Consider the following 17,451-nt stretch of genomic DNA (forward strand, 5'->3'; position numbering starts at 1 on the left):
GGCTCACCGCCGGCGATCACGGCGCGAGCACCGCGCGTTTCACACGGAGCGCGGCGAGAATGCCTCTCAGGATATCGATGGGGGGCGGCGGACAACCCGGTATCGTGACGTCGACAGGAAGCAGTTTCGAGATCGGTCCGCACACGGCATAGCTTTCCTTGAACATGCCACCGGTGCAGGCGCACTCGCCCACTGCGACCACCAGCTTCGGATGGGGCGTCGCTTCGTATGCCCGCCGCACCGCTTCGTTCATGTTCAGCGTCAGCGGGCCGGTGACCAGCAGCATGTCGGCATGGCGGGGACTCGCGACGAACTTGATCCCGAGACCTTCGATGTTGTAGTACGGGTTGTTGAGCGCGTGTATCTCCAGCTCGCACCCGTTGCAGGAGCCCGCGTCGATCTCGCGAATGCACAGCGCCCGGCCTAATACGTCGAGTATGTCCTGCTGGATCTGCTGGCTTTCGGTACGCCATGCGTCATCGCTTTCTGGCACGCGCCTGTCCGGCGCGCCGGTTGTCGCGATCCGTTTGATGAGTTGCCACATTACAGGTCGTGTCCCGCGTAGTTCAGATTGAACGACTTGTTGATCAGCGGAAAATCGGGAACGATATTGCCGATGATCGCATGCTCCAAAGCAGGCCAGTTCTGCCACGACGGGTCATGGCAGTGGCAGCGCAAAATGGTCCCGTCCGCCCCGGTCTCGACTGCGACGAACACATCGCCCCGCCAGCCCTCGATCCACCCCACCCCGCAGGATGGCGCGCCTTCGTGTTCAATCAGCTTGACGATGTCACCGCCTGGCAGGTCGGACAGGAGCGTCCGGATCAACCGGACCGATTCGTAGACCTCGTTGAACCGCACCGCGACCCGGGCTGCCACATCGCCCCGGTCATCGCTGACCGGCTGCACCCGAACCTCGTGGTATGGCGCGTACGGATGATCGACGCGCACATCGATCTTCCGTCCGCTGGAGCGCCCGACCAGCCCGCACACACCAAAGTGCTCCGCCACCCTCGCCGAAAGGATGCCCGCGCCGGCAAAGCGGTCCTGAAGCCCAGACTGGTCGTCGTAGATGGTTTGCATCACGCGAACCTGAGTGTCGATCTGTTCGCACTGCGTCAGCATCGCGCTGATGCCGCGCGGATCGATGTCCGTTGCCATGCCTCCGGGAGCGATCCGATCCATCAGATAGCGGTGGCCGAAGATCCGCTCGTTCATGCGCAGCCAGTCTTCCTTCAGGCGGGAAAACGCGGCCAGGCCATACGCGAACCCGGCATCGTTGCCGAGCGCGCCCAGATCGCCGAGGTGGTTGGCAATGCGCTCACGTTCGAGCAGCAGCGCACGCAGCCACTGCGCGCGCGGCGGAATCCGGACGTCGATTGCCCGTTCGACCGCCATGCAATACGCCCACGAAAACGCGACGGTGGAATCACCCGCGATTCGTCCCGCCAGACGATGCCCGAGCAACAGGGGCGTTTGCTGAAACAGCCTTTCGATGCCCCGGTGCGCGTAACCGAGCCGCTCCTCGAGCCGCAGCACTTTCTCGCCGACGACCGAGAAGCGGAAGTGTCCCGGCTCGATCACGCCTGCGTGGATCGGGCCCACGGCGATCTCGTGGACGCCGTCCCCGGCGACCGGCACGAACGGATAGTCCGCTTCCCGCGATTCGAACCGTTCGGCCCCTGAAGACAGCTTCTGCAGCGGATAGTAGTCGGCGGGCCAGTTACCATGGTTCAGCCACGGCCTCGTATCTTCGGCGCCGATCGCACCCAGTCCCAGCAGATCGTAGACCGCGCGTTGCATACGCGTCGCGCCCGGAAAGATGGCCGACAGGTCCGGGTATCCGTTCTCATGCACGTCGCCCGCAGGCGACTGAAGCCACACGATGCCGTCTTCCAGTGCATACGCGGCGGAAATCACAAACGTGCCCGCCGGCTCTTCGGTGCCCCACAGGGAGATCAGACGGCCACCCGCCTCGCGCACTGCGGCGGCGGTGCGGGTCCACGTGTCGTGATCGACCCGTGCGAGATAAGCCGAGGACCTGCCCGCAAAAACGGACAGGCGAACCAGGTTGGGAAATCCGAATGCCTCGATGCGCATGTGTCACCCCGCAATCATGGCCGCCGCCTGCCGATACCACGTCGCAAGATAGGGCGGAATGTAGAGTCCCAGCATCAGACCGGCGCCGAGATGGACGAATACGGGCAACAACGCCGGCGGATGTTCGAGAACCTTGGCCGTCGTCTCCCCGAACACCATGCCCTGCACGCGCACGAAGATGGCGGCGAACGCGGCAGCAAGCGCGAGCAACAGGAAGGGCGTGGCCCACGGGAGCTTGCTCATCGCGATCGTCAGGATCAGGAACTCGCTCGCAAAGACGCCGAATGGCGGCATGCCCAGGATGGCGAGCGCGCCGAGCATCATGCCCCAGGCAACGGTCGGGCTCACGCGCAGCAATCCGCGGATGTCGTCGATCGCCTGAGTGCCGGCCTTCTGGGCCGCATGCCCGACGGTGAAGAAGATCGCCGACTTCACCAGCGAATGGACCGTCATGTGAAGCAGGCCTGCGAAGGTGGCGATGGGGCCGCCGAGCCCGAAGGCGAACGTCATCAGACCCATGTGTTCGATCGACGAGTACGAAAAGAGCCGCTTGACGTCTCTCTGCCGGAACAGCGAAAAGGCGGCGATCAGCACCGAGACCAGTCCGAAGCCGACCAGCAGGTGTCCCGGCAGGCCGTTCCGGAGTGCGCCATCGGCCAGCACCTTGCAGCGCAGCACCGCATAGAGCGCGACGTTGAGCAGCAGACCGGACAGCACGGCCGAGATCGGCGTAGGACCCTCGGCATGTGCATCGGGCAGCCAGTTGTGCATGGGCACGAGGCCGACCTTGGTGCCATAGCCGATCAGCAGAAACACGAACGCGAGCGAAATGATGGTCGGGTCGAGGCTGCCCTTGACCGCGTTCAGGCTGGTCCAGAGCAGCGCATCGCCGCCGCCGAGCTCCCGGCTCGCGGCGAGATAGAGAAGGATCGTGCCGAACAGCGCCTGCGCGATGCCGACGCCGCACAGGATGAAGTACTTCCACGCGGCTTCCAGGCTCGCCGCCGTGCGATAGACGCTGACCAGCAGCACCGTGGCGAGCGTGGCGGCTTCCATGGCGACCCAGAGGATGCCCATGTTGTTGGTGAGCAGCGCGAGCAGCATCGCGAAGATGAACAGCTGGTACATGCTGTGGTAGAGGCGCATGCGCGGGCCGGTCATCTTGCCGCGGTCACGCTCGATGCGCATGTACGGCCTCGAAAAGATCGACGTGGTCCAGCCGACGAAGGCCGTCAGCGCGACCAGGAACACGTTGAGCGGATCGACGAAGAACAGCTGGCCCAGCGCGAACGCGGGCCCGTGCGCCACGGTCTTCACGGCGAGCAGCACGGCGGCGGCAAAGGTCAGGAAACTGAATCCGACGTTGAGCTCGGCCGCGACATGGTGCTGTCCCACCAGCGCCAGACACATGCCCGCGAGGAGCGGGATTCCGAAAACCAGCAGCAGTACCCAGGCTTCAGTCATCTTTGAGTTTTTCAAGGTGATGAATGTCCAGACTGTCGAACTGCTCGCGAATCTGGAACATGAACACGCCAAGAATCAGGATGCCCACCAGCACATCGAGTCCGATGCCGAGTTCGACGATCATCGGCATGCCGTTCGTCGCCGCGGCAGCGGCAAAGAACAGGCCGTTTTCCATCGACAGAAAGCCGATTACCTGAGGGATCGCCTTCGCACGCGTGATCATCATCATGAAGGACAGCAGCACGCAGGCGAGTGCGATGCCGAGCGTGCCGCGCGCGACCGACGAGGCGAGCTGGCTGATCGGCGACGCAACGTTGAACGCGACGATCACGAGCACGATGCCGATCAGCAGCGTGGCCGGAATATTGAGGAGCGACTCCACGTCCGTTCTGACGTCGAGCCGCTGCACGAGCCGGTAAAGTATCCAGGGGATCAGGCCGACCTTCAGCACCAGCGTCAGGGCGGCGGAGATATAGAGGTGCACGTCGGCGGTGACGTAGCCCAGGATGACGTTGGCCGACACGAGCGTCAGGCCCTGCAGCGTATACAGGTGGATCAGCGACAGGATCCGGCGCTGGCTGAGCATCGCGAACGACAGCAGCAACAGGATGGCGGCCAGGAAGTTGACGAGCTGCGTCGCGAAGCCGTGCATTCAAGCTCCCAGCAAAAAGTGAACGAGCATCCCGATGACGGCCAACAGGAACGCGGTCGCGAGAAACTCCGGCACGCGGAAAACGCGCATCTTCGCGTTGGTCGTCTCGACGACCGCGAGCGCCGCGCCACCCACCAGTAACTTGACGAACAGTGCGGGTATCGCGAGCAGCAGCGACATCGGGTTGCCGGCCTCCGCGATGCCCCACGGAACGAACAAGGCGAGGCCGATGCAGGAGTACGCGAACAGTTTGAGGCTCGCGGCCCATTCCATCAGCGCGAGATGCCGGCCGGAATACTCGAGGATCAGCGCCTCGTGAATCATGGTCAGTTCGAGATGCGTGGTCGGGTTGTCGACCGGCAGGCGCGCGTTTTCGGCGAGCGACACCATCGTGAACGCGATCCCTGCGAACGCGAGGCTCGGATAGATCGCCAGCTCGCGATGGCTCAGCGTGGCGACGATGCTCGTCAGCAAGGTCGACTTCGTGATCAGCGACGCCGAAAACAGCACCATCAGCAGTGCAGGCTCCGCGAGGAAGCCAACCAGCATCTCCCGGCGCGCGCCGAGCGTGCCGAACGCGGTGCCGACGTCCATCGCGGCCAGCGAGATTGCCACGCGAGCCAGCGCGAAAAGGCCCACCAGCGCGATCGCGTCCGCGGCCGGCGACAGGGGAAGATCGGTCGAGAGCGTGGGTACGATCGCGCAGGCGAGCGTCATGCATGCCCAGACGACATACGGCGCGCCGCGGAATATCGGACTGGCGTGATCGGCGACGATCGACTCCTTGTTGAACAGCTTGTGAAGCATCCGGTAGGGCTGCCAGATGCTCGGCGCCCGGCGGTTCTGCAATCTCGCGCGGCACATATTGACCCAGCCCGTCAACAAGGGCGCCGCCGCCAGTGCGAGCAGGATCTCGAGCCCCTGGGAGAGCAATCCGGAGAGTGTGATCATCGTCTCACCAGCATCAGCAGCACGATCAGCACGAGAAAGCTGTGCATCAGATAGACCGCGATGCGGCCTGTCTGGAGCAAGCCGGCCAGTGCCGCGAGGCGCTTGGCCATCCGCTCGAGCGGCTCGTAGATCAGGGACCACGCGCGATCCGTCACGGTGACGCTGTACTCGGGGTGTGTGTCGAATGGAGAAGGCAGCCGCCGCTCGATCCTGAACATAGGCGCGAAGATTTCGCGGATGGGCTGCCCGAACCCTTCTGCTGTGTCCTGCATGCGCGCGTTCACGAACGGAAAGCCGCAGGCCCAGGGGGCCGCCCGCCGCAGGCGCCCATGATAGAGACGGCGTACCAGCAGCCACGCGAGCCCGCAACAGGCAACGAAGAACAGCAGGAAAACCGCCGGCATGTAGTTGGCCCGGTCCACGCTCGTTGGAGCGAGCAGCAGCCAGCCATTTTTCGCCACGGCTCGCCCGATACCGGCGCCCACCAGCATCTGCGTGACGCGATCCAGAACGGCCACGAACTGCACCGGCAACAGCCCGAGCAGCACGCATATCGCCGCCAGCCAGGCGAACCCGGCCCGCTCCCACGGACTTGCGTCCCGTGCATCGCGCAGCTTCGCCTCGCGGGGCTGGCCGAGAAAGACGATGCCGAAGAACTTGACCATCGTGTAGCCCGCGAGCGCGGCCACGAGAGCGATCAGCGCCGCGACGACCGGGACCACCATGTTCAGAAACGGGTCGGGCAAGCCCGGCGTAAACAAAAAGCTTTGCAGCAACAGCCACTCGGAGACGAAGCCGCTCAACGGCGGCAGTCCCGCGCTGGACAGCACGCCCACCAGGGCGGCCCACGCGGTCCACGGCATGAAGCGGATCAGACCGCCCAGATGCCCGAGATTGCGCTCGCCTGTCGCATGGAGCACGGAACCCGTCCCGATGAACAGCAGGCTTTTGAACGTCGCGTGGCTCGCGATCTGATACAGCAGCGCCGTCAATGACAAGGCCGCCAGCGTGTTCATGCCGTACGCGCGAAACAGGACCGCCAGCCCCATGCTGACGAACATCAGGCCGATATTGTCGATCGACGAGTACGCGAGCAGCCGCTTCATGTCCGTCTGGATTGCGCTGAACACGACCCCGAACAGGGCGGTGAAGAGTCCGAGCGTCAGCATGAGCACGCCCCACCATGCAATCTGCACGTGCAGCAGGTCGAACACCGTGCGCAACACGCCATACAAGCCGGCCTTCAGCACGAAGCCGCTCATGAGAGCTGATACCGGCGACGGTGCGGCAGGATGCGCCTCGGGCAGCCAGACATGCAGCGGGAAGATGCCCGCTTTCGTCCCGAAGCCGAACAGCGCAAGCAGAAACGCGATAGACGCCCAGAACACGTCCAGATGTTGCTGGCGCATGTTGGCGAAGGTATAGTCGCCCGTATTGGCCTGCAGCAGGCCGAAGCACAGCAGGAGCGCCAGCGCGCCGACGTGGGAGATCAGGAAGTAGAGCCAGGCCGCGCGGCGGATCTCGGCAATGCGGTGATTGGTCATCACCAGGAAGGTGGCCGAGAGCGTCATCGTCTCCCACGACACCATGAAGCAATACGCATCGTCTGCCAGCAACAGCACTGCCATGCTCGCAAGACACACGTGATATTCGAAGCACAATAATCCGGGCGGCGTGCCCTCGCCCTTGCGGAAATAGCCGGCGGAGAACGTGCTGACACCCGCGCTCACCACCCCGAGTACACAGAGAAAATAGGCTGACAGGCCGTCGAGCCGCAGATGGAACGGCAGATCCGGCAACCCGAGCGGCAGGACGGCTTGCTGGGGACCCGCGAAAACGCCGATCAGGCCCAGTCCGCACAGAAGCAGGCCGAACACCGCGCCGACCGGAAACAGGCCATGCGCCACGACGCGCGTGCGGCGCAGGTTGACGAGCCCAAGAACCCCGACTACGAGCCAGCCCGCGACCACCAGCAGCACGTAATGGACGACCAGCAGATGTTCCATCGGCGTTGTCTCCATTACCGTCAGATGTCCCGTTCGACGTCCAGCGTGTTGGACGAAGGGTATCCCCGGACGGGCCCTGCCCCGTGATGACGTTTCATTTTCTTGACGTACCGGTACAGGCCGCGCCCCATCGATTTCGTGAAGGCTTCAGCGCGATCAGGATGTGCGCGGGACCAGGGCGAAAGAAGTCGCGTATCACGGGCTCTCCGGAAGTCCTGCCCCATCGCGTCGCCGGGGCACGTTTGAACTGATGGTGATCTGCCGACAATTCGTTGCTGCCTCGGACCCATCCGCAACATCCCATGGCATCACTCGCCCCTCGGAGGGTACGCTCTCCAGGAGGATCAAGTTAGCTCCTGATTAGCTGTTTATGATAATGGCGTTATCATCCTAGCAGCTTTATCGATCCGATTCCATAGAAGATGATTCAGCGAGATTGCACAACGAACATGCCGGCTCCGTTCGCAATGGGCATCGCCGAAACATGATAATACAATGATCATTGACTTATCCTGAAATGCTAATAATATGGCAGGCTCGGGCAGGACTCTTGTTGGTCACGTTGCAGGCCGGGCTTGCGCGAAACGAGGTGTATGCCTGCGTATGGCAGGGAGGTCGACGTGATTGATGTGAGTGTTCCGCTGCTGTCCCACGACTACACGCACCTGCATCTGCGGGACGTGATGGGTCGTCGCGGATTGATCGTCATCGGCGTCGGCAAGGCGGGCGAACGCGGATTCCAGATGCTTTACCGTTTTTCGGATATCTGCGACCGCCTGGAAGAACGTGGAGTCAACGTCATTTTTGTCTATCAGAAGGAATCGGCCCGCCATGTCCTGGATCCAACCTCCCTGCTCGGGGCCCGCTACAGGCAGAAGCCATTTCTGTTTCTGGACGACGATGGCCAGTTCTTCGTCGGTCCGCCGCACCCAAGATCGCTTCGCGCCGTGTACTTCGATCGGGAAATGAAGCGGCTCGACACGACCGAAATCGCCTTGGGGAATGAACGCTGGGACCCGCTGTTGCGGGCGTTCCTGGCCCAGGTCATCGCAGGCTCGATGCACTGAACGCGCCCCGCAGGTTCGCGCGGGTCACGGCCTATGCATGGCGAGCAGGTTGGCAGAAGCATTGGCTCAGGGTCGATTGTCCCTGCATCGGAATCTTTCGGTCTCGCACATGAACAGAAAGCGGAAGGCGAGCAAGCCGGTGGTCATCGAGAATGACCAGGTCGTGTCACTGTACTTCGATGCGCGCGGCGTGCAGAGCACCATGTTGCGGCACGATCCGTACGCCCTTGCGCTGGGCTATACGCGCACCATGATGGGCTTCCTGCTGTTCCGGCCATTCCCGCGCCGCATTTCGATGATCGGTCTGGGTGGCGGCTCGCTGGCGAAATACTGTCATCGCCACTTGCCCGACAGCGTGATTGCCGTCGTCGAGATCGACCCCGAAGTGATCGCGCTGCGAGACCGGTTCCACGTGCCGCATGACAGTGAGCGCTTCAGCGTGGTTTGCGCCAACGGGGCGCAGTACGTCAAGACTCCGGATCACCGCCCCGACGTGCTGCTGGTCGACGGTTTCAATGCCGATGGCCTGCCCGCCGAGCTGGGCAGCAGGACGTTCTATGAAGCCTGTCGCCGCAGGTTGAGCGATGACGGCGTCCTGGTCGCCAATCTGGTGACCGACGAACCGGATTTCCATAGCTACTTGCGCTCGCTCAGGGAAGTCTTTGCGAACGCGGTGACCCTGGCGCCGTCCGAAGGCAGCGAACACAACGTCACTGTTTTCGCGTGGAAAGGAGCGGATGAGCTTCCGTCCTTGGCGACGATGCTCGACCGCGCGCGGGCGCTCGGACCCACACATGCGGTGAATCTCCATGCGACGGCCACGCGCATCGAGTACGGCAAGAAATTCAGCTGGCAACGATATGAACGAACGTGCTGAGCAGCTGCGTCTGTCGCCGTTGGACAGCGCCCTGCGGTTCGCGGCCTGAATGATCCAGCGGGAGCCGCCTGCCGCCGTGTGATTCCGGTGCCGCGAAGATGACTCGGTCCACGCGATGTATTATAATTTAATTAACATACTTGGACCTTGCCCCGTCATGGAAACGAAAAGCGCTCGACTCACGATTCTGATCGATCCTGTGAAGAAGGAAGCGTTCGAAAAACTGTGCGCGGCGCAGGACCTGACGCCCTCGCAGGTGGTGCGGCAACTGATCCGCGACTACCTCGATCAGCATGGCGTCAGCTACAGGACCAAGAGCGCGATTGGCGCGCGTCCGCGCCGAAAAACCGCCTGAGTACGTCGGCGCCAGTTCAGAGACTGACCTTACTCCACGCGCCGCCGCGTCGAAATGGCCGATGCCGTGGAAATGACGAGATCCGCGAAGCGCTTTTCATCACGATCCGGCTGCCAGCGTGAGCGCGCGACCGCGATGTTCACCGCGCCGATGCCGCGCCCGTGCACGTTCGTGATGGCGGCCGCCGTGGAAATGTCACTGACGAAGTATTCGTCTTCCGTATGCGCGTAGCCCTGCTTGCGGATCTGCGCGATACGCTCCCTGATCTTGCGCGGCTGATACACGGTCGACGCCGTGTAGGGCACGAGATTCGTGCGCGAGAGAATGTCGTCGATTTCGCCGTCGGCGAGCGTCGCGAGAATGGCGAGTCCGGGCGCCGTGCAATACGCGGGCAGACGCGAGCCGGTGATCACATGCGCATTGAACACGTTGCGGCTCACGATGCGCAGCACGAACACGATGTCGGTATCGTCGAGCACGGTGAGGTTGGTCGCCTCCTCCGTCTCCGAGCCGAGTTGCTGGAGATACGGCGTCGCGCGGCTTACAAGTTCATTCGACGTGAGGTAGTGATACGTGAAGTCCAGCAGACGCGGCGACAACTCGTACTTGCGGCTGTCCGGGTCCTTGAAGAGATAGCCGAGCGCCGACAGCGTGTACGTGAAGCGCTGCGTCGCGCTCATATCGAAGCCCGTGATCGATGAAATCTCCGAGAGCGACAACTGACGCTTGCTGCCGTCGAAGGCGGTGAGCACTTTCATCGCCTTTTCGACGGACTGCACGTAAAGCGACGACGCAGTCGGATCCGCCGTCTCGCCAAGCGGCGTCGCTGCGGAGGTCTTGCGCTTGCGCGGGGCTTTGGGCTCGTCGTTCATCGGTCGGGTTGTCTTCGGTTCGAACCGCAAATTATCGCACTAGCCCCGTGCTTTCCCCAGCCGGTCCCATGCGTCCTCCACACTGCGCGGCAGTAGATGCTTCTTGATGCGCTCGCTCGCCGTCAATTCGAAACCCGCTACCGCGCGATAGTAGCGTGGCAGCTGAAAACTCGCGAGACGCTCGCACGCCCACGCGTGCATCGCTTCCCATTCGACCGGCTGGTCCTTGAACTGGACGTTGAGCAGAATATCCTGCTCGCCGATCGCCGACGCCACGCCGATCGCCGCGCTCGCGCGAATCGCCGGATGCGCCGCGAAAATGCGCTCGATTTCCCACGCCGACACGTTTTCGCCGCGCACGCGCATGCTGTCCGTCTGCCGGCCGATGAAGTACAGATCGCCGTCGGCGTCGCGGCGCGCGCGGTCGCCCGTGTGCAGCTTGCCGTTGCGCAGCGCGGCATTCGTCGCGTCGGGATTCTTCAGGTACGTCGGCAGGAACGTGCCCTCTACCCTGCTCGTCAATACGATTTCGCCGGCCTCGCCTTCCTTCACGGGCTGGCCGCTTTCATCGAGCAATTCGATGTCGATCCACGGCAGCGCGCGGCCGATCGAGCCCGGCTTGCCGGTGGCGTTCATGGTCGCGAAGCTGGAGCATTCGGTCATGCCGTAGCACTCGCGCAGACGCACCTTCAGGCGCTCCTGAATCGGTTCCCACGCCGACGCGCTCACGCCCGCGCCCCATGCGACGCGCAGCGTATGCGACGCGGGCTGCGCGTCTTCGGGCATTTGCATGAGAATGTCGAGTACGCCGCCGAGATAATGCAGTTGCGTCGCGCCGGCGCGCTCGACCTGCGGCCAGAACTGCGATGCCGAAAATCGCGGCACCGCGTGCAGCGTGACGGCTTCGAGGAACGGCAGCAGCAGCATCTGCGCGCCGCCGATGTGGCATAGCGGCTCCCATAGAAACAGGCGATCGCCTTCGCGCACGTCCGCGACTTTCAGCGCGGCTTCGCTCGCGATGCGCATCATCCGGTGCGTGAAGACGACGCCCTTCGGCGCGCCCGTCGTGCCCGACGTGTAGATGATGCACAGCGGATCCTGTACGCCGATGTCGGGCGTCGTGAATTGCGCGTTCGCATCGTTCGCATCGAAGGCCGGCAGACGGACGCGCCTCGACGCGCCGCAATCGATCGATGCGGTCGCGGCATCGAATTCGTCATCGATCACGAGAAGCTTCGGCTCCGCATGCTGCAGCAGATATTCGAGGCCCGCCGCGCGCAGCTTCGTGTTCACCGGCACCCACACGAGGCCGCTCAGCACGAGCGCGTAGATCAGGTGAATATGCTCCGGGCTGTTGCCGAGCATCACGGCGACGCAGTCGCCCTGCACGAGTCCTTCATCGGCGAACCAGCGCTGCAACTGCGCGATGTGCCGCGCGGCGTCCTGGCATGTGATCGCGTGATCGTCGAAATGCACGACGGTGCGCGCGGGCGCGGTGCGCAGGCCTGCCGCGAGCAGCGGCACGCAATCCAGTTCGTCCTCTGCGTGACGATGAGCGAAATAGTCTGAGTAACGATGCATGTCTGAACCGATTGAAACCCTGAGATTTAGCGCGTGCGGCGCTTGAGCCAGGAAGAAACCGCGACGACGAGCGCGATCAGAATGACGAGGGTGGTCGAAACCGCGGCGAGTGTCGGCGTGACCGCGAGCTGAATGTCGTCCCACATCTGCTTGGGCAGCGTCGAGTTGATGCCGCCGCTCACGAAGATCGCGATGGTCAGGTCATCGAACGACACGAGGAACGCGAACAGGAACGCGGCGGTCACGCTCGCCATCAGGAGCGGCAGCACGACCGACGTGATGCGCCGCAAGTACGACGCCCCCATCACGCGAGCTGCGTCGTCGAGACGCCAGTCGAAGCGCTGGAAGCCCGCGCCGAGCGTGACCACCACATACGGAATCGCGAGCACCGTATGGCCGATCACGAGCCCCAGATTCGTCCCTGTGAGACCGAAGCGCCCGAAGAGATACAGCAAGCCTACGGCCACGACGATGCGCGGCACGATGAGCGGCGCGACCAGGAGCGCGAACAGCGGCTTGCTCGCGCGGCGCGGCATGCGCGTCATCGCGAACGTCGCGCCGAAGCCGAGCAGCAGCGAGAGCACCGCCGTGCCCAGCCCCACTTCGAACGAGCGGATGATCGCGCTCTGCCACACGGGCGAGCTCATGAAGGTACCGAACCATCTCGTGCTGAAAAGCTTCGGCGGGAACGCGATGAAGTCGCTTTGCGTAAACGCGTAGGGAATCACCGAGAGCACGGGCGCGACGAGCAACGCCATGATGACGAAGGTATAAAGGCCGAGCGGACTCATGGCGCGCGCGCCCGGGTTCGCGGCGGGGTCGCGGCGCATGACGAAAGGCGCCGAGAGCCGCCCCGCCGTCATCAAGAGGGCGAGCTTCAGCCCTTTCGAGCGCGTGCCGCGCTGGCGCACCGGCGCTTCGCCCGTGAGCGACGTCAGGCCCACCATATGGTCGTACACGAAGAAGATCACGATCGAGCAAACGAGCAGCACGGTCGAGAGCGCACCCGCGAAACGCATGTCGAACAGTTCGAGCACGGACGAGATGACCAGTTGCGCGATCATCGTTTCGCGAGGCGAACCGAGCAGCGCCGGCACGATGAAGAAGCCCAGGCTCGAAATGAACACGAGCAGCCCCGCCGCCGCGACGCCCGGCGACGACAGCGGCAGAAACACCGTGAAGAAGCTCGTGCTGCGCTCGGCGCCGAGCGTTTCGGCGGCTTGCGCCAGGCGATCGTCGATGCCGCGCATCACGGGAAGCATGGTCATCACGGCGAGCGGCAGCATCGAGTGGACCATGCCGATGAGCACGCCGGTGAGCGACGGAATCGTGCCGCTCGTCTCGTGCACGAGTCCGAGCGAAAGCGCGATGGTCGAGAGCACGCCGGTCTTTGAGAGCAGCAGCATCCACGCATAGGTCTTCACGAGATAGCTGGTCCAGAACGGCAGCATGATCCACAGGAGCCAGCGCTCGCGCACGCGCTCCGACAGGCGGCTCAGCATGTAAGCGACCGGATAGCCGAGCAGGATCGAGAGCGCCGCCGTCATGAACGAGATGGCGAAGGTGATCCACAGCACCTTGGCATAGACGGGCGTGCGCGCGATGCGTTCGAACTGCGCGAGACCGAATTGCCCATCGGCGCCGACGAGCCCGCCTTGCAGAATCTCGCCGACCGGCACGATGAAGAACACCAGCAGGAACAGCAGCGTCGGCACGATCGGCAGAACGCGCATGCAGCGCGTGAGCCGCACGAACCGGCCGCGACGCGCGGCATCGTTCTCGCGATGCGCATGTAGGGCGATGGTCATGACGTTTCCTCAGGCGTGCAACAGCGTCGTGCGATACGGGTCCCATACGAGACCCACCTTGTCGCCGATGCGTGGCGTCAAACTGCGCTCGCATCGCACGGTGAGCGCGCTGCCGTCGTTCATCGCAAGCTGCACGCGCGTGTCGCTGCCGAAGAACACGACGTCCGAAATCGTGCCGTCGACGAAGCCGCTTTGCGGCTCGACGATGCGCGGCGCTTCGGGACGCACCAGCAGCGTGTGGCGTGCAGCAGGCGTGACCGATGCGCCCATCGCGTTGACCGGCAGGGGAATGCGGCCACCCGCCGCGAGCAGGATCGGCTCGCCGCTCGCGCCGCGCGTGTCGTCCAGCGCGCCTTCGAGCAGATTCGAATGGCCGATGAAACCGGCCGCGAAGCGCGTGGCGGGACGATCGTACAGATCCGCGGGCGTGCCCACCTGCTCGATGCGCGCCTGATTCATCAGGCAGATGCGGTCCGAGAGGGTGAGCGCCTCGTCCTGATCGTGCGTCACGTAGACGAAGGTCGCGCCGAGCTCCTTGTGCAGGCGGCGAATCTCCGACTGCATGTGCTCGCGCAGTTTTTTATCGAGCGCGCCGAGCGGCTCGTCGAGCAGAATCACCGATGGCCGATACGCGAAGCAGCGCGCCAGCGCGATGCGCTGCTGCTGCCCGCCCGACAGCTCCTTCGGGAAGCGCCGCGCGTATTCGGTCATGCGCACCATCGAGAGCGCATCGTCGACGGCCGCGCGCACTTCCTCGCGCGACTTGCGGCGCATGCGCAAGCCGTACGCGACGTTGTCCCACACGCTCATGTGCGGAAAGAGCGCGTAGCTCTGAAACACCATGCCGATGCCGCGCTTGCCCGGCTCGACATGCGTGACGTCGCGCCCGTCGATCTCGATGCGCCCCGCGCTCGGCGTGACCAGGCCCGAGATCATCTGCAGCAACGTGGTCTTGCCCGAACCCGAGGGACCGAGCAGTGTCAGGAATTCGCCGGCCTGCACGGCGAGATCCGTCGGTTCCAATGCGACCGATTCGCCGTAGCGCTTCGCAATGCCGATCGCCTCGAGTTTCGAGCTCATCTTGCCATCCTCACGAAATGATCCACGAGTTGAACCGCTCGGTGACCTTCTGGCGGTTCTCTTCCCACCATTGCGGGTTGGGCAGCTTCATGTCGCGGATGTTGTCCGGCGCGGTGGGCAGAAGCGTCGCGCGCTCCTTGCTGATGGTGTCGAACGCGCGCTTGTTGGTCGGGCCGTAGGCGAGCGTGCGCGTGAGCAGCGCCTGGCGCTTCGCATCGGCGCAGAAACGCACGAACTGCTTCGCGGCGTCCGCGCGCGGCGTGCCCTTCGGAATGCCCCAGCCTTCGATCGAATACAAGCCCTGATTCCACACGATGTTCACCGGCGCGCCGGCATCCTTCGCGGCCTGGGCACGGCCATTCCACGTCGAGATCAGGTCGACGTCGCCGCTCTGGATCGCCTGCATCGCCTGCGCGCCCGAGGTCCACCAGATGTTGATGTGCGGCTTGATCTTGTCGAGGCTCCTGAACGCGCGGTCCACGTCGAGCGGATAGAGCTTGTCGAGCGGCACGCCGTCGGCGAGCAGCGCCTGTTCGAGCGTGTCGAGCGGGCTGCGGCGCAGACACCGGCGGCCCGGAAAGCGCTTCACGTCCCAGAAGTCCGCCCACGATTTCGGGCCGTTGTCCTTGAACTTGTCCGCGCGATAGGCGAGCACCGTCGAATACACATCGACGCCGAGCCAGTTCGGCGTGATCGCCTCGGACATGACGTCCGGGTAATCGCTCGCCTTGAGACCGATCGGTTCGAGCAGACCTTTCGCTTCGAGATACGGAATGTCGGCGGAAAGCGTGAGCGTCGTCACGTCCCACACGTAGTTCTTCGTCTGCACCATCGCCGCGAACTGGGCGACCGGCTGCGATTCGCGCGCGACGCTCACCACCTTGATGCCGGTGGCCTTCTCGAACGGATCGTAGAACGCTTCGCGATATGCCGTCGTATAAGGACCGCCCGGGTCCGACACCACGATCTGCTTCGTTTGCGCACGCGCCGCGAGCGGCATCGCGCCGGCCACGGCGAGCGCGCCCGCGCCTTGAAGAATGCGGCGCCGCGCCGGGTTGAAGTCTTGCGTCATTGTTCAGGTCTCCCGCACAGGGGTTGAGAAAGAAAACGGCTCGACTCGGGTTCGACGTGGTTTCGCTTATTTGGCGCGCTTGCTGAAGAACTCTTCCATCATCCGCGCGGGTTCGCCGGAGTCGTACGCTTCGCGCTGAATGCGCATGCCCGCTTCGATGCAGTCGACGAACCCCTGCTCTGTCATTTCGCGGAAACGCTGCTTGTCCAGGCGCATCGCGACGGGCGGCTTGGCGGCGAGCTCGGTGGCGATTTCCAACGCCTTCTCGAACACCTTGTCTTCGTCGACGAGGTGATGAATGAGCCCGATGTGATGACACTCTTCCGCGTCCATCAGACGGCCGGTGAGCGTGAGCTCGATGGTGCGCGACATGCCGAGCATCGAGTTCATGATCCACGGGCCGGTCGTGCTGGCGATGCCCGCGTTGATTTCCGGCTGCCCCATGCGCACGCCCGGATGCCCGACGCGGATATCGCCGAGCAGCGCGACCTGAAACGCCGAACCCGCCGCCGTGCCGTTGAGCGCCATCACGAGCGGCTTCTTCAGGTTGCGCAGCGCCGCGTAGTAGCGCTGCCATTCCTTGACCCACGCGACCGCGCGCTCGCCGTCGAAATCGTGCGCCTCCGACAGGTCCTGCCCCGCCGAGAACGCGCGGTTGCCGGCGCCCGTCATGATGATCGCGGCTACTTCGTCGTCGGCGTTGAAGCGGTCGAGCGCCGCGATGATCTTCTCGCGCATCGGCGTGGTCCACGCGTTCAGGCGCTCCGGACGATTCAGGGTAATGACCGCGACGCGGCCGTGGTTCGAGAACAGGACGTCTTCGCTCATTTCTTATCGCATTCCGATAGTTGATGGTGTATTGCAATATAGACACATCAAAAATATGGTGCAAGCGGGTTTACGCGGAAGACGGACTGGTATCGGGAAGAGCGGATGAGCGGCGAGGCGGAGTTGGAGATGTGAACCGCCGCCGGACTATTCGTGCCGTCGGGAGGACTGCCCAGGATTGGTGAGGGGTGCGTCACAACGCAAGCGCGGGGCGATCGGCCGGAAGGATGGTCCCGATTCAGCAGCGCAGGATTCTCTCCGCACCGTGAGGAATTTCGGACTGTGCGCTGGCCCTGGCTGAGCAGGTTGCCGCAAGCGGCTTCGCCCAGGCGGCAAAGCTTGTCATTCTCCGGTTTGCTGTATATATTGACAGTACTGTGTATATATACAGTAATCGGAGGCGATGATGGAGCACTTGATCAGAGTCCATAACGAACGCGACCGCCGGACGCTCGAATGGCTGCGTCGGCATGTCGGCGACGCGGCCGTTGCAGCCGCCGCCGAACGGTGTGCCAGACCCGGGAAGCCCTATCTCTCCGCCGTTTGCAGGCAGCTGGGCGTCAGGATGCCGGCATTTTCGGCACCGCGCCGTCAAACGCTAAGCCCAATTGCCGAACAGTCTCTGGCGACCATCCGAAGCATCCTCGCCGCGCGGACAGGACCGACTGTCACGGCACTCGGCGCCGCGCGTTGACGGTGACCGCGGTTTCATTCAGGCGCGCTCGAGGCCGGAGTCTT

16 protein-coding genes are annotated in these 17,451 nt (G+C 63.7%); 4 read left to right on the forward strand and 12 right to left on the reverse strand.

Annotated elements, in window-relative coordinates; translation table 11 throughout:
* Positions 1–16: 16 nt before the first annotated feature.
* From AWB83_RS06145 to hyfB, 6 genes are read right to left on the reverse strand one after another with little or no spacing between them, the layout of a single operon-like run.
* Entirely contained in the window at positions 17–544 is a 528-nt protein-coding gene (locus tag AWB83_RS06145; RefSeq protein WP_087043387.1) for an NADH-quinone oxidoreductase subunit B family protein, read from the reverse strand.
* Positions 544–2,100, reverse strand: a complete 1,557-nt coding sequence (locus tag AWB83_RS06150; RefSeq protein ID WP_087043388.1) for a hydrogenase large subunit — start codon at positions 2,098–2,100, stop codon at positions 544–546. The genes AWB83_RS06145 and AWB83_RS06150 overlap by 1 nt, the downstream gene beginning before the upstream one ends.
* 3 nt (positions 2,101–2,103) lie before the next feature.
* On the reverse strand, positions 2,104–3,564 hold the full coding sequence (locus AWB83_RS06155) for a hydrogenase 4 subunit F (protein ID WP_087043389.1): 1,461 nt from the start codon (positions 3,562–3,564) through the stop codon (positions 2,104–2,106).
* A complete protein-coding gene (locus tag AWB83_RS06160) occupies positions 3,557–4,216 on the reverse strand; it encodes a formate hydrogenlyase (protein ID WP_087043390.1) in 660 nt (219 codons plus the stop codon). The genes AWB83_RS06155 and AWB83_RS06160 overlap by 8 nt, the downstream gene beginning before the upstream one ends.
* Complete coding sequence (locus AWB83_RS06165) at positions 4,217–5,167, reverse strand: respiratory chain complex I subunit 1 family protein (RefSeq protein WP_087043391.1); 951 nt, start codon at positions 5,165–5,167, stop codon at positions 4,217–4,219.
* Positions 5,164–7,173: a hydrogenase 4 subunit B gene (gene hyfB / locus AWB83_RS06170; protein ID WP_087043392.1), complete on the reverse strand. Its 2,010-nt coding sequence runs from the start codon at positions 7,171–7,173 to the stop codon at positions 5,164–5,166. The genes AWB83_RS06165 and hyfB overlap by 4 nt, the downstream gene beginning before the upstream one ends.
* Before the next feature lie 620 nt (positions 7,174–7,793).
* Here hyfB and AWB83_RS06175 point away from each other — a divergent pair.
* The 3 genes from AWB83_RS06175 to AWB83_RS06185 all read left to right on the forward strand — a co-directional run bounded on the left by AWB83_RS06175 (position 7,794) and on the right by AWB83_RS06185 (position 9,472).
* Positions 7,794–8,240, forward strand: a complete 447-nt coding sequence (locus AWB83_RS06175; RefSeq protein ID WP_208636714.1) for a hypothetical protein — start codon at positions 7,794–7,796, stop codon at positions 8,238–8,240.
* A gap of 109 nt (positions 8,241–8,349) precedes the next feature.
* The gene (locus AWB83_RS06180) at positions 8,350–9,117 is read left to right on the forward strand and encodes a fused MFS/spermidine synthase (RefSeq protein WP_143750023.1); all 768 of its coding nucleotides are present in this window, start codon (positions 8,350–8,352) and stop codon (positions 9,115–9,117) included.
* A gap of 157 nt (positions 9,118–9,274) precedes the next feature.
* A complete protein-coding gene (locus AWB83_RS06185) occupies positions 9,275–9,472 on the forward strand; it encodes a ribbon-helix-helix protein (RefSeq protein WP_011493367.1) in 198 nt (65 codons plus the stop codon).
* A gap of 29 nt (positions 9,473–9,501) precedes the next feature.
* Here the strand turns inward: AWB83_RS06185 and AWB83_RS06190 are convergent, their stop codons facing one another.
* The 6 genes from AWB83_RS06190 to AWB83_RS06215 form a co-directional block, all read right to left on the reverse strand.
* On the reverse strand, positions 9,502–10,344 hold the full coding sequence (locus AWB83_RS06190) for an IclR family transcriptional regulator (protein ID WP_087043394.1): 843 nt from the start codon (positions 10,342–10,344) through the stop codon (positions 9,502–9,504).
* Positions 10,345–10,383: 39 nt separating this feature from the next.
* Positions 10,384–11,925: an AMP-binding protein gene (locus tag AWB83_RS06195; protein WP_087043395.1), complete on the reverse strand. Its 1,542-nt coding sequence runs from the start codon at positions 11,923–11,925 to the stop codon at positions 10,384–10,386.
* Positions 11,926–11,951: 26 nt separating this feature from the next.
* Entirely contained in the window at positions 11,952–13,733 is a 1,782-nt protein-coding gene (locus AWB83_RS06200; RefSeq protein ID WP_087043396.1) for an ABC transporter permease subunit, read from the reverse strand.
* 9 nt (positions 13,734–13,742) lie between these two features.
* Positions 13,743–14,813, reverse strand: a complete 1,071-nt coding sequence (locus AWB83_RS06205) for an ABC transporter ATP-binding protein (RefSeq protein ID WP_087043397.1) — start codon at positions 14,811–14,813, stop codon at positions 13,743–13,745.
* A 10-nt stretch (positions 14,814–14,823) separates the two neighbouring features.
* Positions 14,824–15,885: an ABC transporter substrate-binding protein gene (locus tag AWB83_RS06210; protein ID WP_087043398.1), complete on the reverse strand. Its 1,062-nt coding sequence runs from the start codon at positions 15,883–15,885 to the stop codon at positions 14,824–14,826.
* A gap of 66 nt (positions 15,886–15,951) precedes the next feature.
* Complete coding sequence (locus tag AWB83_RS06215) at positions 15,952–16,713, reverse strand: enoyl-CoA hydratase/isomerase family protein (protein WP_087043399.1); 762 nt, start codon at positions 16,711–16,713, stop codon at positions 15,952–15,954.
* Positions 16,714–17,119: 406 nt separating this feature from the next.
* Here AWB83_RS06215 and AWB83_RS37110 point away from each other — a divergent pair, with 406 nt between their 5' ends.
* Entirely contained in the window at positions 17,120–17,407 is a 288-nt protein-coding gene (locus tag AWB83_RS37110; protein WP_087043446.1) for a CppA family protein, read from the forward strand.
* Positions 17,408–17,451: the final 44 nt, after the last annotated feature.

This window comes from Caballeronia ptereochthonis, from assembly GCF_001545075.1.
In the GTDB taxonomy this organism is placed as follows: Bacteria; Pseudomonadota; Gammaproteobacteria; order Burkholderiales; family Burkholderiaceae; genus Caballeronia; species Caballeronia ptereochthonis.